Origin of the sequence: Thauera sp. GDN1 (assembly GCF_029223545.1) — a bacterium.
In the GTDB taxonomy this organism is placed as follows: Bacteria; Pseudomonadota; Gammaproteobacteria; order Burkholderiales; family Rhodocyclaceae; genus Thauera.
In genome coordinates this window covers 3,563,366-3,589,869 of the sequence record NZ_CP097870.1, presented here as the reverse complement: position 1 = coordinate 3,589,869, position 26,504 = coordinate 3,563,366, and the positions used below count along the sequence as shown (strand labels likewise).

The window sequence follows — 26,504 nt, the reverse complement described above, 5'->3', positions numbered from 1 at the left end:
ACAGGATTCGGTTGTCGGGAGGGCCGGGCGCAGGGCCCGGCCGGCGGCGCGTCTTAGTACTTGATCATCACGTTGCGGAGTTCGGTGTAGAACTCGAGCGAGTGCACACCGCCCTCGCGGCCGATGCCCGACTGCTTGGAGCCGCCGAACGGGGTGCGCAGGTCGCGCAGGAACCAGCTGTTGATCCAGCACAGGCCGACTTCGATCGAATTGGCCATGCGCATGGCGCGGCTGATGTCCTGGGTGTGCACCGAGGTGGCCAGGCCGTAGCGGTTGGCGTTGACCATGTTCAGCACTTCCTCTTCGGTGTCGAAGGGCTGGATGTGGCAGCAGGGCCCGAAGATTTCCTCGGTCACGACGGTCGCGGTCTCGGGCAGGCCGGTCCAGATCGTGGGCTGCACCCAGCAGCCGTCCTTCAGCTCTTCCGGCATGTCGGGGATGCCGCCGCCGAAGACGATGTTGGCGCCTTCTTCCTTGGCCTTGGCGTACATGCCCAGCACTTTCTTCTGGTGAATCTTGCTGACCAGCGGGCCGATCCTGGTGTCGGGGTCGAAGGGGCGGCCCGGCTTCATCTTCTCGGCCTGTTCCTTCATCGCGGCGACGACCTTGTCGAAGATCGGGCGCTGGACGTACACGCGCTCGGTGCCCAGGCAGACCTGGCCGGCGTTCTCGAAGCAGGAGCGGGTCAGCGTGGCGATGGTGTTGTCGAAGTCGCAGTCGGCGAAGACGACCGCGGCGTTCTTGCCGCCGAGTTCCAGCGACACCGGGCGGATGCCGTCGGCGCCGGCCTTCATGATCGCGGTGCCGGTCTTGGTCTCGCCGGTGAAGGTGATGCCGTTGACGTCGGGGTGGGCGGTCAGGAAGGCGCCGGCCGAATCCACGCCGAAGCCGTTGACCACGTTGTACACGCCCTTGGGCAGGCCGACCTTGTTCATCACCTCGCCCAGCAGGGTCGCGGTGAGCGGCGTGGCTTCGGAGGGCTTGACGACCACGGTGTTGCCGCAGGCGAGCGCCGGGCCGGCCTTCCAGGTCATCAGCAGCAGCGGCAGGTTCCACGGGCAGACGATCGCGATCACGCCGCGCGGGGTGCGCACGCCGTAGCTGCGCGCGGTCTTGCCGTCCGGGGTGCGCATCTCGAAGGACTCGGTCGACACGTTCTTGATGGTGTCGGTGAAGATCTTGAAGTTCGCCGCGCCGCGCGGGATGTCGATGTGCGAGGCGAGGTGGGCCGGCTTGCCGGTGTCGGCGATCTCGGCCTGCAGGAAGTCGTCGAAGCGGCGGTTGATCTCATCGACCACGGCGTCGAGCATGTTGCAGCGCTCGACCACCGAGAGCTTGCCCCAGGGGCCCTTGAGCGCGGCCTTGGCGGCGGCGACGGCGGCGTCGACTTCCGGCTTGCCGGCTTCGTACACCATGCCGATCAGCGAGTTGTCGACCGGGTTGCGGTTCTCGTAGGTCTTGCCGCTGACGTTGGTGACGTACTCGCCGTTGATGAAGTTCTTGATTTCTTTCATGTTCGATGCGTCCTCAGGTGATGGATGAGACTGCGAGCTGCGGGACCGATGCCGCCCTCGCGTGTGCGACTCGCCCATGAGCTTGAGTCGCGAAATTAAATCTGAATCTCGAGATTTTATACGCGAGATTCTCGAGCTCCGCAAGTTCGATACAAAAATTTCATCCATCGATCGCTGCCGGCCGAGCGTCGATCGATGCATTCATCCCTGCCTTCGGCTACCTGCGCCGAGTTCGCAAACCAACCTTAGCCGACTTTTTCGGTGCTTGAGCGCGCCTTGCATGCAGCGGATATCGATGGTGCAGAAACTGGATATTGATTGATCTGATCGCGCCATAACCTGACGGCCTCCCCTGCAACGAGGCTCGCAGTGCCAGTGCTCGATGACCGTCACCACTGCAGCAACACCTTCACTAAAGAGGCACGATGTTGAAATCGAACGTTCCAATGGAAAGCCCGGAAATGGCGCGCAAGCGGCGCACCACCATTTTCTGGGTGATCGCCCTGGCCTTCGTCGGCCTGGTTTTCGACGGTTATGACCTCGTCGTCTACGGCGCCGTCCTGCCCGGCTTCATGGGTCCGGACGCAGCCAAGTGGATCGGCGACCGTGCGCTGACGCCGCAAGAGGCCGGGATGCTCGGCTCCTACGCGATGATCGGCATGATGCTCGGCGCCCTGGTCGCCGGCACCCTGGGCGACCTGATCGGCCGCCGCAAGGTCATGATCGCCTCCATCGCCTGGTTCTCGATCGGCATGGCGGTGTCGTCCATGACCGAGACGGTCACCGCCTTCGGCCTGTGGCGCTTCATCACCGGTCTGGGCGTCGGCGCGCTGGCCGGCACCACGGGCGCGATGGCGGCCGAATTCGCGCCTCCGGGGAAGAAGAACCTGGCCACCGCCTTCACCTATGCGGGCATTCCGCTGGGCTCGCTGCTGTCGGCCCTGCTGGCGATCTTCCTGCTGCCGGTGATCGGCTGGCGCGGCATGTTCCTGCTCGGCGCGCTGCCGCTGGTGACCCTGCTGCCGCTGGCGATCTGGAAGCTGCCCGAGTCGGTCGCCTGGCTGGCCGCTCGCGGCCGCCTGGATGAAGCGCGCAAGGTGTCCGAGCGCACCGGTGTGCCCATCCCCGAGGCCGAGATCAAGCCGCAGCAGAGCGCGGCGGCCAATGCCGCCGACGCGCGTGCGGGCTGGGCGGGCCTGTTCACCGTGTATCTCGTCCCGGCCATCGTCATCGGCTTCGTTTCGGCGTTCTGCCTGCTGCTGGTCTATTCGCTGAACACCTGGCTGCCGAAGATCATGCTGCCGATCATGGGCCAGAACGGATCGCTGGCATTGCTGCTGGTGCTCAACGCCGGCGCGATGGTGGGCACCCTGTACGGCTCCACCCTGGCCGACAAGCACAGCCCGCAGCGCATCGTGGCGCTCGGTTTCCTGGTCGGCGCGCTGGCCATGGGGGCCATCGGTCTGCTCGCCGCCACCATCGACGTCCCGGCGGTTGCCAAGGCCGGTGAGGTGCAGCAACTTGCCGACGTCAGCGGGCTCATCGTGGCGCTGCTGCTGCTCACGATCGCGATCACCGGTCTGGGCACCTCGGGGACGCAGACGCTGATCTACGGCCTCGCCGCCAACTATTACCGCACCAACGTGCGTGGCGCGGGTGTCGCCTGGACCGCTGCCTTCGGCCGTATCGGCGGTATCTTCGGCCCGATCTTCGGTGCCTTCCTGGCAGTCAAGTTCGCGGGCGAACTGCACAGCATCTTCTACGTGCTAGGTGGCATCAGCCTCATCGGCCTGGTCCTCACCCTGATCATTCCGAAGAGCAAGGCCGCAGCGGTCGCCCAGGCGGTGGCTCCGACCACCGCACCGGCCGCGGCGGTGTCCGCCGGCAAGTCCCGCCTCTACGGCACCATCATGGCCGTGGTCGATCACACCGGTAACAAGCTGACCCGCGCCCGCGTCTCGGAGTTCGTGTCGCTGACCGGTGCGAAGGTCCACCTCGTGTATCTGGCGCCCGAGCACGTCCTGTCCGCCGAGGTGAGCGAGACCGACAAGGCCGTCGATCCGAAGCACGTGGCGAACCTGCAGGAGTATGTGAACGAGGTCAACGCCCAGGGCGTCCCGGCCGAAGGCCAGATCCTGACCGCCACGCTGTTCGGTCGCGGTCGGGCGGTGGTCGACCTGGCCGAGCAGCTGCGCTGCGACCTGATCATCCTCAACACCGAGGAAGGCGGCCAGCGGGCCAAGGCCGAGCTCGCGCAGGAGGTGGCCAGCCAGAACCCGAAGATGGCGGTGCTGATCGCACGCTCGACGCAGTAAGACTGCTGCCGCATCACCGCACCCGCCCCGATCCTCACGGTCGGGGCGGGTGTTTTTTTGCGCACGCGGCGCGGCCCGCGGTGCCTTGCGACAAGCGGTGACAAATGCCGCCTCTGTTGCGAGGGCGTTGCAGTACCATTGCGCACCCTTTGCGAGCGTCCAGCCGCGGATCGCTCCGGGGATTGCTTCCGTGGGGACTGCATGCGCGTAGGAAAACCGATCAGATTCCTGGCCATCCTGGCCGGTTGTCTGCTGTACGCGATTCCCCGCTGGCTGCACGAGGAGTTCGGCCGAGTCAGCATCGACCAGGTCCTCTACCACCTGCGCTTCGGTTCGGAAGGGGTGCTCAGCAGCGACCCCGAGATCATCCACCGCTTCCTGTGGAGCGGGCTGGCGCTGCCGCTCGGACTCGCCCTGCTGCTGTGGGGGCTGGACGCCTGGGTGCGCTACCTGCGCGCCCACCCCGAGGCCTGGCCGCGACCGTGGCTGCGCCTCGCCTGGCAGCGGCTGCTGGCGATGCTGCGCCACGCCGCCCATCACACCCTGCCGCGGATCGTGCCGCTGGTCGTGCTCGGCGCCGGCGTCGCCTTCTTCGTCGACAGCTTCTCGGTGGCGCGCTACGTGCGCGGTCATTTCGGCGAGGACTACTTCGCCGACGCGTATGTGGATCCGGCGCGGATCACCTTCGAGCGCGGGCGCAAGCCGCCCAAGAGCCTGGTGCTGATCTACGTCGAGAGCCTGGAGAACACCTACTCCGACCCGGCGCTGTTCGGCCGCGACCTGCTGCAGCGCCTGAATGCGCTGAAGGCGCTGCCCGGCGTGGTGTCCTTCGACAGCTACCGCGAGCTCATGGGCGCGCACTTCACGATCGCCAGCCTGGTGTCCACCCAGTGCGGCGTGCCGCTGAAGTCGGTGGCGATGTTCAGCGGCAACGACGTCGGCGAGAAGGTGGAGCGCTACCTGCCGCGCGCGAGCTGCCTGGGCGACATCCTCGCCGCGCGCGGCTATCGCAACGTGTTCCTCAACGGCTCCAGCCTGGCCTTCGCCGGCGTCGGCAAGTTCTTCAGCGACCACCGCTACGACCGGGTGATGGGGCGCGAGGAGTGGATCGCCGCGGGCGAGCCTCCCGGGGGCATGAGCGGCTGGGGCCTGCGCGACGACGCGCTGTTCCGGCGCGCGCGCGGCGAGCTCGACCAGCTGATGAAGTCGCGCAAGCCCTTCAACCTGACCGTGCTCACCATCGACACCCACCACCCCTACGGCCACCTGTCGCCCGAATGCGCGCGCCGCGGCCATCAGGATTTCGAGGGCATCGTCGAATGCACGGCGGACCTGGTGGCGGAGTTCGTCGAGTACATCATCGCCCGTGGCTGGCTGAACCGCGTCGCGATCGTGGTCCAGGGGGACCACCTGGCGATGGGCAACACCTCCTACGGCAAGCTGGTGACCAACCCCGAGCGCCGGGTCTTCAACCTGCTGATCAATGACAACCCGAAGCTTCAGGCCAACACCCGCGAAGTGACCCACTTCGACATGCTGCCGACCATGCTCGACCTCATCGGCCTGCAGGTGAAGGGCGGTCGCGCCGGGCTCGGCTATTCGGCGATCGGTCCGGTGCGCGCGCAGCGTCCGCCGGATCACGTCGACCGCATGGCGGAGAAGCTGCTCGACTACAGTGCCACCTACCGCGCGCTGTGGGAGCCGTTGCCCGAGCCGCTGCCGGAGCCGCCTGCCGACGAGCCCGCGCCGCGCCCTGTCACCCCGGCCGTGCCCATGACCCCGCCGCCCCCTGGCTCCGCGCCCGAGGCCACGCCGCTGGTGCGTTGAGTCGCGGGCCGCGTGCGCTCATCGCTTGTTCCCGCAGCACGTCCCATAGCACGTTTCCATCGCCGGGCACCGTGATGGTGCGCGTGGCGGCGCGCGCCCCGTCCTGGTGCGTGCGCCGTCGCCAGGCGCCGGGCTGCGTCCTTCGCATAGGCCCAGCCTGGATCCGCCCGGCGCTGGAAAATCACGTCCGTTCATGGGCTTGGCGCATCCGCGCGTGACCTGGCCTGCGGCTTGCTAAGGGTGACCCATGAATGTGGTCGCCGAAGCCCGTCTCCCTGCCTTCCTCACCGACGCCGCCGGCTGGCGTGCCGAGCTTCGTCTCGGCTTCCAGCGCCGTGGTGGGCGCACCGTGCTCGCCGAGCGCGCGCATCGCGGCCCGCTGGTCGTGCAGCGCGCGCTGTATCCGGAAGGCGAGGTGGTGTGCCACACCATCCTCGTGCATCCCCCCGCCGGCATCGCCGGCGGCGACCGCCTGGCGCTGACGCTGGAACTGGGCGCGCAGGCGCACGTGCTGCTGACCACCCCGGGTGCGGGCAAGTGGTACCGCAGCGCCGGCGCGCGTGGCGAACTGGTACAGCGCATCCGCGTCGCCGCCGGCGGGGTATGCGAGTTCCTGCCGCAGGAAAGCCTGGTCTATGACGGCGCGCTCGGCACCCTCGCCACCGAGGTCGATCTCGAAGGCGACGCGGTCTTCATCGGCGCGGAAATGCTGTGCCTGGGCCGCACCGGCTCGGGCGAGCGCTTCACCTGCGGCGAGCTCGCGCTGCGCACGCGCATCCGCCGCGACGGCAGGCCGCTGTGGCTGGAGCGCGGCGTGCTCGGCGGCGGCAGCGCGCTGCTGGATGCGGCGGCGGGCCTGGACGGCGCGCCGGTGAGCGCGAGCCTGCTGGTTGCGGCGCCGGGCTGCGGCGCGGGGCTGCTGGAGGCCTGGCGGGCGATCGAACCTGCCGCCGGCCGCGGGGCGGTGACCCTGCTGCCGGGCCTGCTGGTGGCGCGCTGGCTGGGGTCGGCGTGCGAGCCGGGGCGGGCGTGGCTGGCGCGGCTGTGGGGCGCGGCGCGTCCGGCGGTGGCGGGGCGGGCGATGCAGTTGCCGCGGATCTGGAACACCTGAGGACGAGTGCATCCCGTGGTGCCGGCTGGCCGGTGCGTGCGGGGTGGCGGAGGGCGGTGGCATCGAGGCCGGCCGCAGCGGAAGGAGAGGAAATGGAACTGACACCACGCGAGAAGGACAAGCTGCTGATCTTCACCGCCGGCCTGCTGGCCGAGCGCCGGCGCGCGCGCGGGCTGAGGCTGAACTACCCGGAGGCGGTGGCGCTGATCACCTGCGCGATCCTGGAAGGTGCGCGCGACGGACGCACGGTGGCGGAGCTGATGAGCTTCGGGGCGACGCTGCTGACGCGGGAAGAGGTGATGGAGGGGGTGGCGGAGATGATTCCGGACATCCAGGTGGAGGCGACGTTTCCGGATGGGACGAAGCTGGTGACCGTGCATGAGCCGATCGTTTGAGTTCGCGGGCGGGGGCTGCGTTTTCCGGTGCTGCCCGCGACCGCCACGCCGGGTATTTGCTCTGCAGGCTGCGGAACTCGCCCTTCGGGCTCGGACAGTCCTCGCCTGCGCCGCAAATACCCGACATGACGATCGCTACTTTGTCGCGTCTGCAATGCGCGGCGTGAAACTGGGGGAGAAGAGATGATTCCCGGAGAGTATTTCGTCGCTGACGGCGACATCGAGCTCAACGCCGGCCGCGCCACGCTGACGGTGGTGGTGACCAATACCGGGGACCGGCCGATCCAGGTTGGCTCGCACTACCACTTCGCCGAGACCAATACCGCGCTCGACTTCGAGCGCGCTGCGGCGCGCGGCTTCCGGCTCAACATCGCGGCCGGGACCGCGGTGCGCTTCGAACCCGGGCAGTCGCGCACCGTCGAGCTGGTGGCACTGGACGGGGAGCGCGAGGTGTATGGGTTCAACGGCCTGGTCATGGGAGCACTATGATGACGAGGATCTCGCGAGCCGCCTATGCGGAGATGTTCGGCCTCACGGTGGGCGACCGGCTGCGGCTGGCCGATACCGAGCTGGTGATCGAGGTCGAGAAGGACTACACGATCTACGGCGAGGAGGTGAAGTTCGGCGGCGGCAAGGTGATCCGCGACGGCATGGGCCAGGGCCAGGGCGTGGCCGCCGACGTGGCCGACACCATCATCACCAATGCGCTGATCGTCGATGCGGTGGCTGGCATCGTGAAGGCGGATGTGGGCCTCAAGGACGGGCGCATCTGGAAGATCGGCAAGGGTGGCAACCCGGACATCCAGCCCGGGGTCACCATCTCGGTCGGCGCCGGCACCGAGGTGATCGCCGGCGAGGGCATGATCCTCACCGCCGGCGGCATCGACAGCCACATCCACTGGATCTGCCCGCAGCAGATCGAGGAGGCGCTGAGCTCGGGCGTCACCACCATGCTCGGCGGTGGCACCGGGCCGGCGACCGGCACCTTCGCCACCACCTGCACGCCGGGGCCATGGCACATCCACCGCATGCTGGAGGCGGCCGAGGCGTTTCCGATGAACCTCGGCTTCTTCGGCAAGGGCAACGCCAGCCTGCCGGCGCCGCTGAAGGAGCAGGTGCAGGCGGGCGTCATCGGCCTCAAGCTGCACGAGGACTGGGGCACGACGCCGGCGGCGATCGACAACTGCCTGACCGTGGCCGACGAGATGGACATCCAGGTCGCCATCCACACCGACACGCTCAACGAATCCGGCTTCGTCGAGACCACGCTGGCCGCGTTCAAGGGCCGCACGATCCACACCTTCCACACCGAAGGCGCGGGCGGCGGCCATGCGCCGGACATCATCAAGGCCATCAGCCGGCCCAACGTGCTGCCGTCCTCGATCAACCCGACGCGGCCGTACACGGTCAACACCATCGACGAGCACCTCGACATGCTGATGGTGTGCCACCACCTCGACCCCGCGATCGCCGAGGACGTGGCCTTCGCGGAGTCGCGCATCCGGCGCGAGACCATCGCCGCCGAGGACATCCTGCACGACAGCGGCGCGTTCTCGATGATGTCGTCCGACTCCCAGGCCATGGGCCGGGTCGGCGAGGTGGTGATCCGCACCTGGCAGACCGCGCACAAGATGAAGCTGCAGCGCGGCTGGCTGGCGCCGAAGCGCGGCGCTGCAGCGGCGGTGCCGGAAGCGGTCGCGGTGGTCGAGGGCAGCACCGCCAACGACAACTTCCGCGTCAAGCGCTACATCGCCAAATACACCATCAACCCGGCGATCACCCATGGCATCAGCGATGTCGTGGGCTCGATCGAGCCCGGCAAGCTCGCCGACCTGGTGCTGTGGCGGCCGGCCTTCTTCGGCGTCAAGCCGAGCCTGATCCTCAAGGGCGGCATGATCGCGGCGGCGGCGATGGGCGACCCGAATGCGTCGATCCCGACCCCGCAGCCGGTGCATTACCGGCCGATGTTCGGCAGCTTCGGGCGCGCGCTGAGGACCTCGGTGACCTTCGTGTCGCAGGCCGCGCTCGCCAATCCCGAGGTCGCCGCACTCGGGCTGCGCAAGCCGCTGGTCGCGGTGCGGGGCTGCCGCAAGGTGACGAAGGCCGACATGGTGCTGAACGACGCCACGCCGCAGATCGAGGTCGACCCCGAGACCTACATCGTGCGCGCCGACGGCGAGCATCTCGCCTGCGAGCCCGCCGAGGTGCTGCCGCTGGCGCAGCGCTACTTCCTGTTCTAGGGCGAGGGCGAGCCGTCCTTGTCCGTATCCCTCTGGAGTCCAACCTCATGCCGATGACCAACGACGTCCTTGCCGACTTCGTGATGCCCACCGCAGCGCCCGCGGTGCTGCTGATCGAGAACCTGTACGCCGGCGACGTGCCGGCGAGCGATGTGCTCGAACTCGATTTCGGCGCACGCACCAAAAGCCGGCTGCGCACGCGGCTCGTCTCCGGCGCCGAGGTCGGCCTGTTCCTGCCGCGTGGCACCATCCTGCGCGGCGGCGACCGCCTGTTCGCAAGCGACGGGCGCGTCGTCGCCGTCGTCTCCGCGCCAGAGGACCTGCTCGAGGCGCGCTGTGCCACCGCGACCGAGCTCGCGCGCGCGGCCTTCCACCTCGGCAACCGCCACGTCGCCGTGCAGGTGGGGCGGGACGCGGGCGGCGACTGGCTGCGCATCCAGGCCGACCACGTGCTCGAGGGCATGCTCGTCGGCCTCGGCGCGCTGGTGAGTTCGCTGCGTGCGCCCTTCGAACCCGAGGCCGGCGCCTACGCACCGGGCCACCAGCACCCGGGCGACGGCAGCGGCGCACGCATCCACTTGATGGCCGGGCAGTGAGCATGGAGCGGCCGGCCGCACACCCGGCGTCCGTACGTTCGGGCTTGCCGGCGAATGATGCGCGTGCAGGGCCGGCCGGCCCGGGCCTGCTGCCCCTGGTCCGCCTGCTGCAACTGGCCAGCCCGGCGCTGCCGGTGGGCGCCTATACCTACTCGCAGGGCCTGGAGTGGGCGGTGGAGAGCGGCGCGATCCGCGGCGAAGCCGATGCCGCGGCGTGGATCGGCGACCTGCTGGAGTGGAGCCTGGCGCGCTTCGAGGCGCCGCTGCTGGCGCGTCAGCTCGACGCCTGGCGCGCGGGTGACGATGGCGAGGTGGCGCGGCTCAACGACGACTTCCTCGCCAGCCGCGAGACCGCGGAGCTGCGCGCCGAGACCGCGCAGATGGGCTGGTCGCTGGTGAAGCTGCTCGCCGAGCTCGATGCCTTCGCCGCGCTGCCCGGATGGCGCGCGCGCCTGCTGGCGATCGAGGCGCCCTGCTTCCCGAGCGCATGGTCCGCCGCCGCCGCGGCCTGGCAGGTGCCGGCCGAGCAGGCGCTCGCCGCCTACCTGTGGGCCTGGGCGGAGAACCAGGTGATGGCGGCGGTGAAGGCGGTGCCGCTCGGCCAGAGCGCTGGTCAGCGCCTGCTGGCGACGCTGGGTCGGCGCATCCCGCCCCTGGTCGAGACCGCACTGCATCTGCCCGAGGCGCGCTGGAGCAACTACACCCCCGGCCTGGCGATCGCCAGCAGCCGGCACGAAACCCAATACACGAGGCTGTTCAGATCATGACCCCGCTTCCCGTCTCCTTCGGCGGCCCGGCCGACGCCCCCTCCGTCTCCCCGTCCGCCGCGCGCGGCCCGCTGCGGGTCGGCATCGGCGGCCCGGTCGGCTCCGGCAAGACCGCGCTGACCCTGGCGCTGTGCCTGGCGCTGCGCGACAAGTACGACATCGCCGTGGTCACCAACGACATCTACACCGCCGAGGACGCCCAGTTCCTGGTGCGCAACCAGGCGCTGGCGCCGGAGCGCATCATCGGGGTGGAGACCGGTGGTTGTCCGCACACCGCGATCCGCGAGGATGCGTCGATCAACCTCGAGGCGGTGGACCGCCTGAATGCGCGCTTTCCCGGGCTGGACATCATCTTCGTCGAGTCCGGCGGCGACAACCTCGCCGCCACCTTCTCGCCCGAGCTCTCCGACCTGACGCTCTACGTCATCGACGTCTCCGCCGGCGACAAGATCCCGCGCAAGGGCGGCCCCGGCATCACCCGCAGCGACCTGCTGGTGATCAACAAGATCGATCTTGCGCCGCTGGTCGGCGCCTCGCTCGAGGTCATGGACCGCGATGCGCGCCGGATGCGCGGTGCGCGGCCCTTCGTGTTCTCCAACCAGAAGACCGGCCAGGGGCTTGCCGATATCATCGACTTCATCGAACGCCAGGGCCTGCTCGCCGCCGCGGCGAGGTGAGTGCCCGGTTCCCGTCACCGAGCGGACGGCGAGGCGCCGCCGCGCAGATCAGCACATCATCGAGACCACAGGAGTAGCCATCATGAAGACCGTCCGCCTGCCCATCCCGTCCGCCTTCGTCCTCGCCCTTGCCGGCGCATCGGGCGCCGCCTTCGCCCATCCCGGGCACACCCACGGCACGGAGGGTTTCCTCGGCGCCCTCGTCCATGCCTTCACCGATCCCGCTGTGCTGCTGCCGCTGATCGCGGTCGGGGCCTGGCTGGCGTGGCGGGCGGCACGTCGGCCCGACTAGTCGCTTCGTGCGCCGTGCGTGCTCAGCGATAGACGAGGTCGCGCAGCACCAGGCTGATCTGCGGCACGTAGGTGACGATCATCAGGCAGGCGATCACGGTGGCGACGAAGGGCAGCAGCGGACGTACCATGCGCTCGAGCGGCACGCCCGAGATCGAGCTGGCGGCGAACAGGTTCACGCCGAAGGGCGGGGTGATCATGCCGAGCGCGAGGTTGATCACCATGATGATGCCGAAATGCACCGGATCGACGCCGAAGCCCACCGCCACCGGCAGCAGCAGCGGCGCGAGCACGACGATCGAGGCCGAGGTCTCGATCACCATGCCGATCAGGAACAGCGCCGCATTCACCCCGAGCAGGAAGGTGTACTTGTCGCTGAAGAGCTGGCCGAGCCACTGCCCGAGCGCATCCGGCACGCCGGCGCGGTTGAGCAGGAAGCCGAACACGCCGGCGTTGGCGATGATGAACATGATGCTGGCGGTGCCCACCACCGAACGGTGCAGGGTCGTCGACAGGTCGGCGAGGCGGATGCGCCGATACACCAGCATGCCCACCACCAGCGCATACACCACCGCCACCACCGAGGCCTCGGTCGGCGTGAACACGCCGCCATAGATGCCGCCGAGGATGATCACCGGCATCAGCAGCGCCAGCCAGGCGCGGCGCAGCGCCGGCCACAGCGGCAGGCGACCGTCGCCGTCCTGCAGGCCGAGGTGCTTGCGGCGCGCGTAGAGCCATACGTAGGCCATCAGCGCCACCGCGATCAGCAGGCCGGGCAGCACGCCGGCGATGAAGAGCTCGCCGGTCGAGGTGTCGGTGGATACCGCGAACAGGATCATCGGAACCGAGGGCGGGATGATCACGCCCAGTTCGGCGGCGGTGGCCTGCAGCGAGGCGGCGAAGGGCGCCGGGTAGCCGTGGCGCACCATGGCCGGGATCAGGATCGCGCCCACCGCGAAGGTGGTGGCGACGCTCGAGCCCGCCACCGCGGCGAAGATCATGCAGGTGATGACGCAGGCCATCGCGAGCCCGCCCTGCACGCCGCCGACCAGGCTCTTGGCGAACTCGACCAGGCGCTCGGAGATGCCGCCGGCCTCCATCAGGTTGCCGGCGAGGATGAAGAAGGGGATCGCCACCAGCGGGTATTTGTCGAGCGCGGCGTAGATCTGCTGCGCCACCACCAGCCAGGGCAGGTTCGCCGCCGCCACCCCGCTCATCGCCGCCAGGCCGATCGATACCGCCACCGGCACGGTGAGGCCGAAGAAGATCAGCATGGTGAGGATCATCAACTGGGACATGGCGGCAGGCGGGGAAGGTGGGCGAGGGGGGCGGGTGGAGTGGGGCGTTCGGCGCTTGTGGTCGGGGCGGCGTTCAGCCCTGGCCGTCGAGCGGCACGGGTTCGGCGTCGGACGCGGCGGCCACGCGCAGCAGCACCGCGATCGCCGCCAGCGCGGCGCCGACGGGAATCGCCAGGTAGATCCACGAGATCGAGACGTCGAGGCTGGGCACGGTCTGGAAGCGCACGCGCCAGGTCATCTGCCCGCCGATCCAGGCCAGGAAGCCGAGGAAGCCGGCGCACACCAGCGCCACCAGCCATTCCAGCGCGCGGCGCTGGGCCCCGCGCAGCACGCTGCGCAGGATCTCGACGCCGAGCATCGCGCCGTGGCGGAAGGCGAGCGCCACGCCCAGCAGCACCGCCCAGATCAGCAGCGCGCGTGTCAGCACCTCGCTCCAGTCGAGCGGCGAGGACAGCACGAAGCGGGCGACGACCTGCCAGAAGCCGGTCGCCACCGCGCCGATCAGGAAGAGCTGGGCGAGCACGGACACGCCCTTGAACAGCCAGTGGTCGATGCGGCGAAGGAGAGTCATTGCGCTTGCGTAGACGGTCAAGCCCCCGCACGGGGCGGGGGCGGTGAGGGCGCCGGGCCGGTGTCGTGGCCGGCGTGCGCGGGTTTTCAGCGGGTGTTGCGGATGTCGTCGATCAGCTTCTTGTCGAAGCGCTTGTAGTACTCCTCGTACACCGGCGCCACCGCGTCCTCGAAGGACTTGCGGTCCACGCTGGTGACGACTTCCATGCCCTCCGCCTTGAGCTGCTCGACGCCGGTCTTCTCGATGTTGTCGACGAAGTTGCGCATCGCCTGCGCGGCCTGCTTCGCGGCTTCCATGAACACCTTCTTGTCGGCATCGGACAGGCTGCCGTACACGGTAGGCGACACCATGATCACCGCCGGCGCATAGACGTGGCCGGTCAGCGACAGGTGCTTCTGCAGTTGCGACAGCTTGGCCGAGGTGATCACCGACAGCGGGTTCTCCTGGCCGTCGATGGTGCCCTGCTGCAGCGCGGTGGCGACCTCCGGCCAGGCCATCGGCGTGGGCAGGATGCCGATCTGGCGGAAGGCGGTGATGTGCACCGGGTTCTCGGTGGTGCGGATCTTCAGGCCCTTGGCGTCCGCGGCGGTGGTGACCGCGCGCTTGCTGTTGGTCAGGTGGCGGAAGCCCTGCTCGCCCCAGGCCAGCGCCTCGAGGCCGCGTGCGGAGAAGGCCTTCAGCATGTCCTGGCCGATCGGGCCGTCCAGCACCTGGCGGGCGTGGGCGAGGTCGCGCATCAGGAAGGGGATGTCGAACACGCCGGTCTGCGGCACGAAGTTCAGCGTGGCGCCGGTCGACAGGATGGCGAGGTCGATGGTGCCCAGCTGCAGGCCCTCGATGACCTCGCGCTCGCCGCCGAGCGCGCTGCTGGGGAACTGCTGCACCTTGTAGCGGCCGCCGGTGCCGGCATCGAGCGACTTCGAGAACGCCTCGCCGCCCGCGCCGTAATGCGAGTTGGCCGACAGCGCATAGGCCATCTTCAGGGTCGTCTGGGCGGCGGCGGGCGTCGCCAGGGCGAGGCCGGCGGCGGCGGTGAAGGCGGCGAACAGCGGGGCAAGCCAGGTTTTGCGCATCGGGTCGGTCTCCGGAGCAGGGGTGGATTCAGCGGGTTCGCGCGCACGCTGCCGGCGCGCAAGCGAGAGGGCGCAGGCCGCGTTGCAGGGCAGCGGGCCGTCATGCTAACGCCGGTCCGTGGCCGCTACAAGAAAACACCGCCCCGATCGGGGCGCAGGCGGGGAGGCCGCCCGCGGCGTTTGGCGCTAGGATGCATTCATCTGCAAGGAGACCGCCATGGACCTCGAGACCTATGTCCGCGCCCTGCCCAAGGCCGAGCTGCACCTGCACATCGAAGGCACGCTGGAGCCGGAGATGATGTTCGAGCTCGCGCGCCGCAACGGCGTCGCGCTGCCCTGGGACAGCGTGGAGGCCACGCGCGCGGCCTATGCCTTCACCGACCTGCAGAGTTTCCTCGACCTCTACTACGCCGGGGCGGCGGCGCTGATCCATGAGCAGGACTTCTTCGATCTCGCCATCGCCTACTTCGAGCGCGCCCATGCCGACGGCGTGGTGCATGCCGAGCTCTTCTTCGATCCGCAGACCCATACCGCGCGCGGCGTCGCCTTCGCGACCGTGCTCGACGGGCTCGAGCGCGCCTGCGCCGAGGCCCAGGCGCGCTGGGGCATCAGCTCGCGGCTGATCCTGTGCTTCCTGCGCCACCTGAGCGAGGACGAGGGCTTCGCCACGCTGCAGCAGGCGCTGCCGCACCTCGCGCGCATCCACGGCGTCGGCCTGGACTCGTCCGAGAAGGGCCACCCGCCGGGCAAGTTCGCGCGCTTGTTCGCGCGCTGCCGCGAGCTCGGCCTGCACGTCGTCGCCCACGCCGGCGAGGAGGGGCCGCCGGCCTACATCGTCGAGGCCCTCGACGTGCTCGAGGTCGAGCGCATCGACCACGGCGTGCGCTGCGAGGAAGATCCGGCCCTGGTCGAGCGCCTGGCGCGCGCGCAGGTGGCGCTGACCGTGTGTCCGCTGTCGAACGTGAAGCTGTGCGTGTTCCCCACGCTGGCGCAGCACAACTTCAAGCGCCTGCTCGACGCCGGGCTCAGGCTCACGATCAACTCCGACGATCCCGCCTACTTCGGCGGCTACATCGCGCAGAACTATCTGCAGACCGCGCAGGCGCTCGGCCTGACGCGCGCCGAGCTCAAGCGCGTGGCGCGCAACAGCCTGGAGGCGAGCTTCGTGCCCGAGTCGCTGCGTGCGCCCTGGCTGGCGCGTCTGGAGGCGCTGCCCGACTGAAGCGGCGCGCTACAGGAACAGGCGCGCGACATCCACCGTCTCGCGCTGGCCGACCTGGCGCTGGTGCCTGCGCAGCCACTTCGCGGCGCGTGTGCGGCCGAGCTCGTGGAGTTGCGTGAGGAAGCCGCTGGCAGCGTTGAGCTTGCTGGCCTGGTCGGCGTCGGCGAGTTCCTCGGCTTCGATGAGGTGGAAGCGCTGGTGCACGAGCTTGCGCTCCAGGCGGCCGAGCGGCATCCAGCCCGCGGTCTCGGCGATGTGGCGGCGGGCGTGGGCGATCATCCGCATCTCGCGCAGGAAGGTGGTGGAGAAGCCCAGTTCCATGCTGCGTGCCGCGATGTCGTCGGCGCTGCGGGGCGCGTCATCGCGCTGCAGCGGATTGAGCAGCACCATCAGGATGTCGGGCGTGCTGCACTCGTAGAGCAGCGGGTAGATCGCCGGGTTGGCGGTGAAGCCGCCGTCCCAGTAATGCTCGCCGTCGATCTCCACCGCGTGGTGCAGGGTCGGCAGGCAGGCCGAGGCCAGCAGCGCCGACGCGCTGATTTCGGCGGTATGGAACAGGCGGACCTTGCCGGTGCGCACCGCGGTGGCGGCGATGAAGAGCTTGAGCGGGCAGTCGCGACGCAGGCGCTCGAAGTCGAACTGGGCGCTCACCACGTCGCGCAGGGGGTTGAGCTCGAAGGGGTTGAACTGGTAGGGCGAGAACAGCCGGGTGAAGCCCAGCATCATGTTCATCGGCGCCGGCAGCGCGCCGTCGGCAGCCGGGTTCAGGCTGTGCAGCAGCTCGAGGTGGAAGGGCACGCTGTCGCCCACCGCCTGCCAGAAGGCGGCGAGCGCGGCACGTGCGCCGTCCGCACCGCCGACCGTCCACCCGTGGGCGAGGGCGACCGCGTTCATCGCGCCGGCGCTGGTGCCGCTGATGCCGTCGATGCGGATGCCGGCCTCGAGCAGGCGGTCGAGCACGCCCCAGGTGTAGGCGCCGTGCGCGCCCCCGCCCTGGAGCGCGAGGCTGAGGATGGGGGCCTGTTCTTGCGCGCGCTGGCGCGGCCATCGTAGTTTGAGCATGGTGATCCTCGCATTCGCCCGGCCCTGGCGGGCGTCACGGGCGTTATGTTGCAATGCACAAATCCAGAGTATCACGCAGGCGGCATTGCAGGCACGCGCATGTGTTTCACGATGCTGGCGGGCGGTGAACGCAGCACGCGCACAACATGGCGCAGGCGTTTCTTGGCATGATCGGGGCTGTTTCTTTCCGCCGGCTGGTCCGGTTTTCCGCCCGATGGAGTGCCTCATGGTCGCTAACCCAAGCCCCGGTGCAGACGCGCCTCCGCATACGCTGCCGGCCCTGCGCGTGATGCCGATGCCGGCCGATCTCAACCCTGCGGGCGACGTGTTCGGCGGCTGGATCATGGCGATGGTGGACGTCGCCGGCGCCCTGCCCGCGATCCGCCAGGCGCGCTCGCGGGTGGTGACGGTGGCGGTGAACTCCTTCGTCTTCAAGCAGCCGGTGTCGGTCGGCGACATCGTCAGCTTCCACGCCGACGTCGCCGCGGTGGGCAAGTCGTCGATCACGGTCGACGTGCATGTCTTCGCCGAGCGCAATCCCGCCGACCCGGTGGTGGTCAAGGTCACCGAGGCGCGCCTGACCTATGTCGCGATCGATGCGCAGGGCGGCAAGCGCGTGATCGGCGACTCGGCGCCGCTGTGCCTGATGCCGCCCTCGCGCAAGGAACTCGTGCTGCGGGTGGTGCCGATGCCCGCCGACCTCAACCCCGCGGGCGACGTGTTCGGGGGCTGGATCATGGCCATGGTCGACATCGCCGGCGCGGTCCCGGCGACGCGGCGGGCACGCTCCAAGGTGGCCACGGTCGCGGTGGACTCCTTCCTGTTCAAGCAGCCCGTCTCGGTGGGCGACATCCTGAGCTTCCATGCCGAGATCGTGCATGTCGGCAAGACCTCGGTGACCGTCGATGTCGAGGTCTTCGCCGAGCGCAACCCGGAGCATCCGGTGGTGGTGAAGGTGACCGAGGCCAAGCTGACCTACGTCGCGGTCGATGAATTCCGCGCCAAGCGCCCGATCGGCGCGGCGTGACACTCGTCCGGGCGGCTGCCGGCCGGATGCGCGGGTCGGTTATATTGGGCGCCGCCCGGGTGGAATTGACGGCTATCAATCACCTCGTGAGATTTTGACGCTAGTGTTCGGGCATTCGCAGGGCATCGCTGCGACACAGACCATGACAAAACGGAGAAAGCGCATGAACAAGTTTCCCTTCCTGATCGCCGCCGCGGCATCTGTCCTGCTCGCTGCCTGTGGCGGTTCCGACAGCGGCAGCGCGGCCAAGCCCGCGGCCGCGCCGGCACAGGCCCCCGCCGCTGCCGCTCCGGCCGCTGCTCCGGCCCCCGCCGCCGCGCCTGCGGCTGCGCCTGCACCGGCTGCCGCCCCGGCCGCGGCCGCGGCGCCGGCCAATGCCGCCGGCGAGAGCACGTACAAGAAGGTCTGCGCGCTGTGCCACGCCTCTGGCGTCGCCGGTGCCCCGATCCCGGGCAACAAGGACGACTGGGGTCCGCGTATCGCCCAGGGCAACGACATCCTGTACAAGCATGCGATCGAAGGCTTCACCGGCTCCAAGGGCATGATGCCCCCGCGCGGCGGCGGTGCCTCGCTGAGCGACGCCGACGTGAAGGCGGCGGTCGACTTCATGGTCGGCAAGTCGAAGTAAGGCGAGACGCTGCGGCCCGCGGTAAGCGGGTCGCACCGAGCGAGAAACGGGGCCTGCGGGCCCCGTTTGCATTATGGTGCGCGCCCAGGCGTGTTCAGTGCATGTGCTGGGCGTGGTTGGCGTCGCGCAGGCCGCTGACGACGCTGGCGTCGATCTGCTCGAAGGACAGCGCGCGACCGCCCTGTTCGGCGATGAAGGCCTGGGCGGTGGCCGCGTCGGCGAAGGCGGGCAGGTCGGGGCCGCGCATCGGGCCGCGCGCCCTGGAGTCGCGCACGAACACCGCCTGCCGCGCGGGCAGCCAGGCGCCGTTGCGGAAGTCGGCGACGTAGACCGCCGCCACGTCCGCAGGCTTGCGCTCGGAGCCGAAGCGTTCGGGCGTCTCCAGGTACATGAACAGGTCGACCGGGGAGTCGAAGAAGTGGGCGGCGCCGTCCTTGAAGATGAGCTGCGCCGCCCAGCGCGGGAAGCGCGCCGGATACATGCCGCAGATCGGGCAGCGCGCATCCGCAGGCACCGGGCGGGCCTCGTACATCGCAAGCCCGCTCGCCGGATCGTAGGCATGGGGTTCGGTCACCCGCGCGGGTGCGACGACGCATACGTCCTCGGCCGGTGGCTCGAAGCCGAGTCCCGGCCGGCTGCCGTAATCCAGGAACAGCGCGCTGCCCGCAGCGAGTGCGCTCGCCGCGCCGGCGAGCAGCAGCCGGCGGCGCCATACCGGGCTCGTCATGCGCAATCCTTCAGCTGTGGATCACGCAGCAGGGCCTCGATCACGCGCGCGAGGTTGTGCTCGGGGGCGCCACCGGGCTGCGTCAGCGGATCGGCGACGACCGTGCCGTCGGCAAGGTGCAGGTGGTTCGGCGTGGTGGCGAGCTGCGGGTGGGTGGGTGCGGTGTCGATGCCGAGCTCGACACCGTCGGCATGCAGGCTGCTGCGCCAGCGCAGGGAGTAGGCGTCCGTCGCAGCGTAGCGCACGGTGAGCACCACGCCGTTCGTCAGCACCACGGTCAGCGCGTCCTGCGCCAGTTGCGGCGGGGTGAGCAGGGCATCCCCATGTTCGCGCTCGACGTATTCGAGCAGTGCGGTGTGCAGGCTCATCAGCGGTTGATCTCCTGCAGGCGCTTGCCGACCACCTCGCGGGCGGCCGCGTGGGTGTCGGCCAGGATGCGGGCGGCGAGATAGTGCTCGTAGGCCGGGTGCTCGTCGATCTCGCCGGCGGCGATGCGGGCGAGCAGCGCAGCCTCGTCGCTGGCGCCGACGGCGTCCAGCACCTTGCGGCGGTTCTCGCGCGACTCGTAGATCAGGCGGGTGATCTGCTCGAGCTCGAGCGCGTCCTCGGGGGGGATGGCATCGAAGATCGGGTTCATCGTCGTCCTCCTGCTTACATCGACTGGTCGTGCAGGGCGCCGCCGTCGAGGATCGCCATGTCGGGCGTGACCTCGTCGAAGCGCAGCATCTTGCCGCCGTGCTCGGCGGCGAAGGCCTTGGCGTCGGCCTCGCTGGCGAAGGAGGCGGCGGTCGGGCCCATCGCGCCCAGGCGCTTGGAGCCGAACACGTAGAAGGCCTTTTTCGCGTCGATCCAGTGGCCGACCGGCTTGTCCCACTCGGCCTTGCCCATGTCCTGGACGTAGAGCGCGGTGACCAGGCGGGCCTGCTCCGGGTTCAGATAGACGTTGAACATCTCGATGGTGTCGCAGAACCAGTCCGGGCGCGGGACGCCGGCGTAGTGCATCTGCACCTTGGGGCCGGGATAGTCGGCGAGCAGCATGCCGTCGAGCGCGCAACTGGTGCTGCGGTCGAACTCGAGCGGCGCGATGGCGCCGCCGCCGCTGTCGTTACCGCTGCCGCAGGCGGCGAGCAGTCCGGCTGCGGCGCCGGCGATCAGGAAGCGGCGACGGCTCAGGCAGGCGTGATGTGTGCACATGGGGAAACTCACTCCATCCGGTTCAGTGTGTGGGCGCGATCAGCGGCGGAAGCGCCACGCCGCGATCGCCAGCGGGCCGGCGATCCATGCCGCCATCACCAGGCCGAGCAGCCAGGGCTGCGCCAGCGCGGGCGGGAACACGGTCGACAGGCCGTACAGGGTGCGGACATCGTCCATCGAGAAGATGTTCAGGATGCGGAAGACGTCGGCCGGATTCAGCAGCAGCGCGTAGGGCAGGGCTTCGCCGCCCCACTGGCCGGCGGTCACGACCAGCACGCCGAGCACCAGCAGGTCGAAGATCAGCACGAAGAAGAACCACATCGCGATCGCCAGTCCGGAGGCGCGGGTGCGGTCGGCGGCAAACACCGACAGCATCACCGCCAGGCTGAGGAAGGCGCAGCCGAGCAGCACCGAGCTGAGCATGAAGCCGAAGTAGTGGAACAGCGCGGAGAGGTCGAGCTGGGACGCCAGCACCACGCCCACCAGGCCGAAGCCGGCGACGGTGGAGAAGGTGAGTGCGCCGGCCAGGCCCAGGTACTTGCCGAGCAGCAGCTCGAGGCGGGTGATCGGCATCGACAGCAGCAGGTCGAGCGAGCCGCGCTCGCGCTCGCCGACGATGGCGTCGAAGCCCAGCACCAGCGCGATCAGCGGGATCAGGTAGATGACCAGGCTGACCAGGCTGGCGATGGTGACCTCGATCGAGCGGAAACCCACCGCGCCCTGCTGCGCCGAGCCGAAGTAGGCGATCGACAGCGCGAACACGGTGAACACCAGCGCCACGGCCAGCACCCAGCGGTTGCGGATGCGGTCCCAGAACTCCTTGCCGGCGATGGTGGCGACTTGCGAAAACTCCATGGTCCGCCTCTCAGTCGGAAAAGCCGAAGAACACGTCTTCGAGGGAAGGCTCGCGCACCGTGAGGTCGCGCACCTTGCCGTTGAGGGTGGCGAGCGCGGCGATCACCGTCATCTTGGCGTCGCGCGCGCACTGCACCGCGATGTGGCCGTCGCGGGCCTCGACCGCGCCCACCGGCAGGTCGGCGAGCACGTTGCGCACCGACTCGAAGTCCTCCGGCGCGACGCGGACGTCGAACCACAGCGGCAGGTCCATCTGCTCGCGCAGGGCCTGCACCGTGCCGGTGGCCTGCACCTTGCCGGCGGCCATGATCGCCAGCCGGTCCACCCGCTCCTGGATCTCGGCCAGGATGTGCGAGGTGATCACCATGGTCACGCCCTCGCTCTTCAACTGCCGCAGGATGGCGTAGAAGCCGCGGATCGCCTCCGGGTCGAGGCCGGTGGTGGGCTCGTCGAGAAACAGGATGCGCGGCTTGCCGAGCAGGGCCTGGGCGAAGCCGAGGCGCTGGCGCATGCCCTTGGAGTATTCGCGCACGCGGCGCCGGGCCGCGTGCATCAGGCCGACGCGCTCGAGCAGCGCGGCGTTGTTCGCCGGCGACACGCCCTTCAGGCGGGCGAAGAAGTCCAGCGTCTCGGCGCCGGTGAGGTTGTCGTAGAGCACGACGTTCTCGGGCAGGTAGCCGACCTTGCGCCGTACCGTGCGGAAGTCGCTGCCCGGCACCGGGGCGCCGTCGATGCGGATCTCGCCAGCGGTCTGCGGGATCAGCCCCAGCATCATCTTGAACATGGTGCTCTTGCCCGCGCCGTTGTGGCCGATGAGGCCGAACAGTTCGCCGCTGCGGACCTCGAGGTCCACGCCATCGACGGCGTGGATGGGGCCGTAGTGCTTGCGAACGCCGCGGGCGACGATCACCGGTGCGCCGGCGTCATTCTGAGCGGGGGAAATATCTGCCACGCCATTGGCTCCAGTCAGGGTTGTTCGGTTCCATGCGCGGGTTGGGGTCCACGATGCTGGGCGCACGCAGCAGCGGGAACTGCTGGGCCACCATGCGCAGGGTCTGGATGGCCGGGCTGCCGAGCAGCAGCTTCATCATCGGATGGCGCCAGGTCAGGCGGTCGACGAGGTCGTTGGCCTCGTACTGGACGTCGCCGATGCCGTCGCCGTTGCGATCCCAGCCCAGGTAGTTGCTCCAGTGGTTGCCTTCCTGCTCGCCCCAGATCATGTCGCGCGCGGCGACGTAGCGGATCTGCTCGCGGTTGGCGATGAAGTCGTTGCGCTCGACCTTGTTGTTCTTCGAGCCCGCCCACAGGTGGATGCCGACGACGTTGTCGATGATCCGGTTACCGCGCAGCTCGTTGTATTCGGCGTCATAGATGAAGAAGCCGCGCTGGTTGCCGGCGACGATGTTGTTCTCGATCACCGCGTCCTGGATCGTGCGCAGCATGATGCCGTGATCGGAGTTGCCCCACGCGCGGTTGTTGCGCACGACCTGGTCGCGCACTTCCATCAGCGCCAGGCCGCCGCGGTTGTACCAGGTCTCGTTGTCCTCCCAGACGTTGCGGTAGGAGGTCATGTAGTGCGTGCCGTAGCGGCTGTGGTGCAGCTTGTTGCCGCGGAAGATCGCGTCGTGGGAGACGTCGACGTAGATCGCGTCGCGCACGAAGCTGACGTTGTTGCCGATGATGCGCGCGCGCTGGGTGTTGTAGAGCTGGATGCCGTTGCCGCGCTTGGGCGAGTCGAAGTCGCGCTTGCCGGTGATGAGGTTGTTCTCGATCAGCACGTCGTTGGCCTTCTCGATCCACAGCCCGAACAGGGTGTAGGAGAAGTCGCAGTTGCGCACCACCGCCTTGTGCGAGCCGGGGTAGATATAGACGCCGGCGTGCTGGTACAGCGTGTCGCCGCCCGAGTTGGTGACGATCAGGCCCTCGATCGTGACGTTCTCGGCCTTCACGCTGATGGTGTTTTCCTTCAGCTCGCCGTCGATCGTCGGGCGGTCGAGGCCGCGCAGGGTCAGCGGCTTGTCGACCAGCAGGTGGCCGAAATAGCGCGCGCGCTCGATCTCGATCACGTCGCCGGGGGCCGCGCGGTCGATGGTGGCCTGGATGGATTCGCCGGGCTGCACACGCCACGTCGCTGCTCCGGCCGGCGCCGCCAGTCCCGCTCCCAGCGCGAGTGCAGCGGTCAGTCGGCAGAACGTGTGTATGAAGGACATCGATTCGGTCGCAGTTGAGGGTAGCCCGAAGTATGCGGCCGAATGCCGCAGTACGACTTGATTTAGGTGAAGCAGGGGCGGCGGCACGGGCGCTCAAAACGACGCGCCGCCCGGTGGGCGGCGCGTCCTCTGGCGGGTGCTGCCGGCGTGGTCAGACGACAAGCATACCGAGGCTCTTGAGGCCGAGGAACAGCGCGGCGCCGATCAGCAGGTTCTTGAAGCCGACGTAGCAGATCATGTCCATCACGCTCGCCCGGCGATAGCGCTGGCCCCACCACGGGCCCTCCTTGACGTAGGGCTTGGAGCCGAGACGCACCACGACCTCGAACACGCTCCAGCCGAACCACCAGCCGATGATCGCAGCCGGGGTCAGGTTGCCCATCGCCGCCAGCACCCAGGCCACGGTGGCGGCGAGCGCGAGCGCCAGGCCGGCGGCCTGGATCGCGCGCTGGCGCTGGAAGCCGCTGCGGCTCCAGGGCCACAGGTGATCCCAGATCTCGGCGCCGATTCGCGCCACGCCGCCGCCAGCATAGGGCGGGGTCACCGGTTCGGTCATGCTGCGGGGGTCGATCATGATGCGCTCCTCTGCGGAAAGTCGGTGCTCAGGTCCGGGGTGCGGCCGGCATCGGCTTGATCGGAATGTAGTAGCCGTCCGCGCCGATCGGGGTCAGCGGCAGGCCGGCCTTGGTGCGCCGCTTGCGCTCCTGCGCCAGCGGCGGGCAGGCGTGCTCGTCGGTGTAGAGCACCATGCAGTCGAGGCAGTGCATGCACTCGCGATGGTCGATGCGGCCATGCTCGTCGATCGCGAGCGAACCACAACCCACCGCGCAGGCCTTGCAGCTGTTGCATTCCTGCTTGCGCTTGAGGCCGAACCAGCGGAAGGTCGACGGCATCGCGAGCGAGGCGCCGAGCGGACACAGGTACTTGCAGAACGGCCGCTCGATGAAGATCGACAGGCCGAGCAGCACCGCGACGAACAGGGTGTAGGGCCAGGCGCGGTTGAACATGCCGACGAGGAAGGTGGTCTTGAACGGCTCCACCTCGGCGAGCATCTCCGCCAGGCCCATCGAGAACACCGACACCGCGAGCAGGCCGAAGAACACCGCGTACTTCACCCACTTCAGGCGGTTGTGCCACTTCATCGGCAGGGCGAACTGGAAGCGCTTGAGGCCGATGGCGCCGGCCACCTTGTAGATCAGCTCGGAGAGCGAGCCGAAGGGGCACATCCAGCCGCAGAACAGGCCGCGGCCCCACACGAAGGTGGTCAGGATGATGAAGATCCAGAACAGGAAGATGAAGGGGTCGGTGAGGAAGAGTTCCCACTGCCACTGGAACAGCAGCGAATGGAACCAGGTCAGCACCTGGGTGATCGAGGGCTGGGCGAGCAGGCCAAAGCCGACAAAGCCGATGCTGATGACCCAGAAGGTGTATTTGAAGGCGTTGACCGGCCACTTGTTCTTGCGCGTCGAGCGCCGGGTCAGCGCGTCGCGATTGGCATAGACGACCGCCACGGCGATCAGCAGCGCGGAGAACAGCACGATCTCGAGCACGCGCGACTTCCACACCTTCACCCACGGCGCGTCGGGCTTGACCACCTTCGGCCGCCCGCCTTCCATGTAGCGGTCGAGCACCCAGTACTCGTCGCTGAAGCTGACGAAGTCGCGGTGGCCGGTCTCGCGGTCGAGCTTGTTCGCCAGGAACACCAGGTTCCACGGGTAGGCCGCGCTGAAGCCGGCGTCGCGGATGATGAAGATCGCCGATTCCTTGTAGCTCGGCGCGCCTTCGGCCTTCACGCCCCACAGGTTGAGGTAGTCGAGGTCGCGGAAGGTGTAGGCGTCCATGTCCTGGCCGACCTGCACGCGGTCGTAGATGCCGCCGCGCACGAAGCCCGAGCCCTTGAACGAGTCGGTACCGTTGGAGACGATGAAGATCGCGTTCTCGTGCGGCTTGAGCGAGGACATCAGGCTCCTGTAGCCGTTGTCGCCGAGGATGCTGCGGCCCACCGTCGGCGTGTTCAGGTAGCCGTAGTACATGTCGACGTAGGGCTGCGGCCCGCGCGGCATGCCCAGCTGCTCGGGCTTCACGGTCAGGCGGCGCACGCTGCCTTCCTTGACCAGCTGCTCCCAGCTCAGCTTTTCATCGACCGCGGAGAACTTGATCGCCGGCTTGGGTTCCACCTTGAGGATGCCGACCTGGCGGGCGATCGCCACGCCCGAACGCATGATCACCTGGTTCTGCGCGATCACGGTGACGGTGGCACCGGTGATCGCGTCCAGGCCGATGACGCCCTCGCCCTCGCGCGACTTGCCGATCTCGATCTTGTCGCCGACGAACTTGCCGAGATACTGGTTCACGAACTTGGTCAGCACGCTCTCGGGGATGCCGAGCAGCAGGATCGGTTCGCTGTGACGCAGGATCTTGGTGCCGGTGATGATGCCCTTGGTGTCCATGCCGATCAGCGTGATCACCGGCTTGCCCGAATAGGCGGGGATGTCGACGATGTCGGTGGACAGGAAGACGTAGCCGGCGAGCGACTTCTGGCCGCCTTCGTTGCGGTAGGCCTCGACGTAGGTGGGCTTCCCCTTGCGTTCGGAGAAGCTGTCGGCACCCGGCAGCACCTCCTTGCAGGGGAGGTTGGCACAGAGATCGGGGTTGGTGTTGATGTCCGCTGGCAGCGGGGCCTCGTAGGCGGTTTGTGCCGAGGCGACCGGGGACAGCAGGGAAGCGGTGGCGAGGATCGCCGCCATCGCAATGCCCCGCAGGGCGGAGAGGGGCTTCATGAGGCGCTCCATTAGTAAATCACGATGGAGTTTAGGCGGCGACGGCCGACGTGTATTTGTCCAGCGTCAAATTGTCGCGGGGTGAAGGCCCGCATCCGGTGACCGGGCATCGCCGGCGGAAAAA

Annotated in this window: 27 protein-coding genes and 1 pseudogene; 14 read left to right on the top strand and 14 right to left on the bottom strand. The window is 68.8% G+C overall.

What is annotated here, in order from left to right; translation table 11 throughout:
- Positions 1 to 53: 53 nt before the first annotated feature.
- Complete coding sequence (locus tag CKCBHOJB_RS16525) at positions 54 to 1,514, bottom strand: 2-hydroxymuconic semialdehyde dehydrogenase (RefSeq protein ID WP_281049759.1); 1,461 nt, start codon at positions 1,512 to 1,514, stop codon at positions 54 to 56.
- 446 nt (positions 1,515 to 1,960) lie between these two features.
- On the opposite strand from CKCBHOJB_RS16525, the gene CKCBHOJB_RS16520 reads away from it, so the two are divergent.
- The 10 genes from CKCBHOJB_RS16520 to CKCBHOJB_RS16475 all read left to right on the top strand — a co-directional run bounded on the left by CKCBHOJB_RS16520 (position 1,961) and on the right by CKCBHOJB_RS16475 (position 11,734).
- Complete coding sequence (locus CKCBHOJB_RS16520; protein WP_281049758.1) at positions 1,961 to 3,829, top strand: MFS transporter; 1,869 nt, start codon at positions 1,961 to 1,963, stop codon at positions 3,827 to 3,829.
- A gap of 201 nt (positions 3,830 to 4,030) precedes the next feature.
- Positions 4,031 to 5,656 (top strand): sulfatase-like hydrolase/transferase, encoded by a 1,626-nt coding sequence (locus tag CKCBHOJB_RS16515; protein WP_281049757.1) that lies wholly within the window; start codon positions 4,031 to 4,033, stop codon positions 5,654 to 5,656.
- Between the two features lie 247 nt (positions 5,657 to 5,903).
- Entirely contained in the window at positions 5,904 to 6,767 is an 864-nt protein-coding gene (locus CKCBHOJB_RS16510; protein ID WP_281049756.1) for an urease accessory protein UreD, read from the top strand.
- A gap of 92 nt (positions 6,768 to 6,859) precedes the next feature.
- A complete protein-coding gene (ureA, locus tag CKCBHOJB_RS16505; protein WP_281049755.1) occupies positions 6,860 to 7,162 on the top strand; it encodes an urease subunit gamma in 303 nt (100 codons plus the stop codon).
- A 183-nt stretch (positions 7,163 to 7,345) separates the two neighbouring features.
- On the top strand, positions 7,346 to 7,651 hold the full coding sequence (locus tag CKCBHOJB_RS16500; protein WP_281049754.1) for an urease subunit beta: 306 nt from the start codon (positions 7,346 to 7,348) through the stop codon (positions 7,649 to 7,651).
- Positions 7,651 to 9,402: an urease subunit alpha gene (ureC, locus tag CKCBHOJB_RS16495; protein WP_281051712.1), complete on the top strand. Its 1,752-nt coding sequence runs from the start codon at positions 7,651 to 7,653 to the stop codon at positions 9,400 to 9,402. Before CKCBHOJB_RS16500 ends, ureC begins: the two co-directional genes overlap by 1 nt.
- A gap of 47 nt (positions 9,403 to 9,449) precedes the next feature.
- Positions 9,450 to 9,998, top strand: a complete 549-nt coding sequence (gene ureE, locus CKCBHOJB_RS16490; protein WP_281049753.1) for an urease accessory protein UreE — start codon at positions 9,450 to 9,452, stop codon at positions 9,996 to 9,998.
- A 44-nt stretch (positions 9,999 to 10,042) separates the two neighbouring features.
- Complete coding sequence (locus tag CKCBHOJB_RS16485) at positions 10,043 to 10,765, top strand: urease accessory UreF family protein (RefSeq protein ID WP_281049752.1); 723 nt, start codon at positions 10,043 to 10,045, stop codon at positions 10,763 to 10,765.
- Positions 10,762 to 11,442, top strand: coding sequence for an urease accessory protein UreG (gene ureG, locus CKCBHOJB_RS16480; protein ID WP_281049751.1), 681 nt, complete (start codon positions 10,762 to 10,764; stop codon positions 11,440 to 11,442). The genes CKCBHOJB_RS16485 and ureG overlap by 4 nt, the downstream gene beginning before the upstream one ends.
- Before the next feature lie 82 nt (positions 11,443 to 11,524).
- The gene (locus CKCBHOJB_RS16475) at positions 11,525 to 11,734 is read left to right on the top strand and encodes a HupE/UreJ family protein (protein WP_281049750.1); all 210 of its coding nucleotides are present in this window, start codon (positions 11,525 to 11,527) and stop codon (positions 11,732 to 11,734) included.
- Positions 11,735 to 11,756: 22 nt separating this feature from the next.
- Here the strand turns inward: CKCBHOJB_RS16475 and CKCBHOJB_RS16470 are convergent, their stop codons facing one another.
- The 3 genes from CKCBHOJB_RS16470 to CKCBHOJB_RS16460 all read right to left on the bottom strand — a co-directional run bounded on the left by CKCBHOJB_RS16470 (position 11,757) and on the right by CKCBHOJB_RS16460 (position 14,675).
- Positions 11,757 to 13,031 carry a TRAP transporter large permease subunit gene (locus CKCBHOJB_RS16470; RefSeq protein WP_281049749.1) on the bottom strand — a complete coding sequence of 425 codons (1,275 nt, stop codon included), beginning with the start codon at positions 13,029 to 13,031 and terminating at the stop codon, positions 11,757 to 11,759.
- A gap of 73 nt (positions 13,032 to 13,104) precedes the next feature.
- Positions 13,105 to 13,602 (bottom strand): TRAP transporter small permease, encoded by a 498-nt coding sequence (locus CKCBHOJB_RS16465; protein ID WP_281049748.1) that lies wholly within the window; start codon positions 13,600 to 13,602, stop codon positions 13,105 to 13,107.
- 86 nt (positions 13,603 to 13,688) lie between these two features.
- Complete coding sequence (locus CKCBHOJB_RS16460; RefSeq protein WP_281049747.1) at positions 13,689 to 14,675, bottom strand: TRAP transporter substrate-binding protein; 987 nt, start codon at positions 14,673 to 14,675, stop codon at positions 13,689 to 13,691.
- Between the two features lie 217 nt (positions 14,676 to 14,892).
- Between CKCBHOJB_RS16460 and CKCBHOJB_RS16455 the strand changes: the two genes are divergently transcribed.
- Positions 14,893 to 15,897, top strand: coding sequence for an adenosine deaminase (locus CKCBHOJB_RS16455; protein ID WP_281049746.1), 1,005 nt, complete (start codon positions 14,893 to 14,895; stop codon positions 15,895 to 15,897).
- 9 nt (positions 15,898 to 15,906) lie between these two features.
- Here CKCBHOJB_RS16455 and CKCBHOJB_RS16450 read toward each other — a convergent pair whose 3' ends face one another.
- Positions 15,907 to 16,959, bottom strand: coding sequence for a patatin-like phospholipase family protein (locus CKCBHOJB_RS16450; protein ID WP_281049745.1), 1,053 nt, complete (start codon positions 16,957 to 16,959; stop codon positions 15,907 to 15,909).
- Here CKCBHOJB_RS16450 and CKCBHOJB_RS17985 point away from each other — a divergent pair.
- From CKCBHOJB_RS17985 to CKCBHOJB_RS16435, 3 genes and pseudogenes are all read left to right on the top strand, one after another.
- Positions 16,910 to 17,434 (top strand): annotated as a pseudogene (locus CKCBHOJB_RS17985) (hotdog domain-containing protein); the annotation flags it as partial. The gene CKCBHOJB_RS16450 and the pseudogene CKCBHOJB_RS17985 sit on opposite strands and share 50 nt — an antisense overlap.
- A gap of 171 nt (positions 17,435 to 17,605) precedes the next feature.
- Positions 17,606 to 17,986, top strand: a complete 381-nt coding sequence (locus tag CKCBHOJB_RS16440) for an acyl-CoA thioesterase (protein WP_281051711.1) — start codon at positions 17,606 to 17,608, stop codon at positions 17,984 to 17,986.
- Positions 17,987 to 18,149: 163 nt separating this feature from the next.
- Positions 18,150 to 18,614: a c-type cytochrome gene (locus CKCBHOJB_RS16435; protein WP_281049744.1), complete on the top strand. Its 465-nt coding sequence runs from the start codon at positions 18,150 to 18,152 to the stop codon at positions 18,612 to 18,614.
- A gap of 94 nt (positions 18,615 to 18,708) precedes the next feature.
- Here CKCBHOJB_RS16435 and CKCBHOJB_RS16430 read toward each other — a convergent pair whose 3' ends face one another.
- The 9 genes from CKCBHOJB_RS16430 to CKCBHOJB_RS16390 all read right to left on the bottom strand — a co-directional run bounded on the left by CKCBHOJB_RS16430 (position 18,709) and on the right by CKCBHOJB_RS16390 (position 26,380).
- A complete protein-coding gene (locus CKCBHOJB_RS16430) occupies positions 18,709 to 19,341 on the bottom strand; it encodes a nitrous oxide reductase accessory protein NosL (RefSeq protein WP_281049743.1) in 633 nt (210 codons plus the stop codon).
- Positions 19,338 to 19,709, bottom strand: a complete 372-nt coding sequence (locus CKCBHOJB_RS16425; protein WP_281049742.1) for a hypothetical protein — start codon at positions 19,707 to 19,709, stop codon at positions 19,338 to 19,340. The genes CKCBHOJB_RS16430 and CKCBHOJB_RS16425 overlap by 4 nt, the downstream gene beginning before the upstream one ends.
- Positions 19,709 to 19,978, bottom strand: a complete 270-nt coding sequence (locus CKCBHOJB_RS16420; protein ID WP_281049741.1) for a hypothetical protein — start codon at positions 19,976 to 19,978, stop codon at positions 19,709 to 19,711. The genes CKCBHOJB_RS16425 and CKCBHOJB_RS16420 overlap by 1 nt, the downstream gene beginning before the upstream one ends.
- A gap of 14 nt (positions 19,979 to 19,992) precedes the next feature.
- Positions 19,993 to 20,535 carry a nitrous oxide reductase accessory protein NosL gene (locus CKCBHOJB_RS16415; protein WP_281049740.1) on the bottom strand — a complete coding sequence of 181 codons (543 nt, stop codon included), beginning with the start codon at positions 20,533 to 20,535 and terminating at the stop codon, positions 19,993 to 19,995.
- A gap of 39 nt (positions 20,536 to 20,574) precedes the next feature.
- Positions 20,575 to 21,390, bottom strand: coding sequence for an ABC transporter permease subunit (locus CKCBHOJB_RS16410; protein WP_281049739.1), 816 nt, complete (start codon positions 21,388 to 21,390; stop codon positions 20,575 to 20,577).
- Positions 21,391 to 21,400: 10 nt separating this feature from the next.
- Positions 21,401 to 22,342, bottom strand: coding sequence for an ABC transporter ATP-binding protein (locus CKCBHOJB_RS16405; protein WP_281049738.1), 942 nt, complete (start codon positions 22,340 to 22,342; stop codon positions 21,401 to 21,403).
- A complete protein-coding gene (locus CKCBHOJB_RS16400) occupies positions 22,314 to 23,600 on the bottom strand; it encodes a nitrous oxide reductase family maturation protein NosD (protein ID WP_281049737.1) in 1,287 nt (428 codons plus the stop codon). The genes CKCBHOJB_RS16405 and CKCBHOJB_RS16400 overlap by 29 nt, the downstream gene beginning before the upstream one ends.
- Positions 23,601 to 23,751: 151 nt before the next feature.
- Positions 23,752 to 24,174 (bottom strand): transcription regulator, encoded by a 423-nt coding sequence (locus CKCBHOJB_RS16395; RefSeq protein WP_281049736.1) that lies wholly within the window; start codon positions 24,172 to 24,174, stop codon positions 23,752 to 23,754.
- Between the two features lie 28 nt (positions 24,175 to 24,202).
- Positions 24,203 to 26,380 (bottom strand): NosR/NirI family protein, encoded by a 2,178-nt coding sequence (locus CKCBHOJB_RS16390; RefSeq protein ID WP_281049735.1) that lies wholly within the window; start codon positions 26,378 to 26,380, stop codon positions 24,203 to 24,205.
- Positions 26,381 to 26,504: the final 124 nt, after the last annotated feature.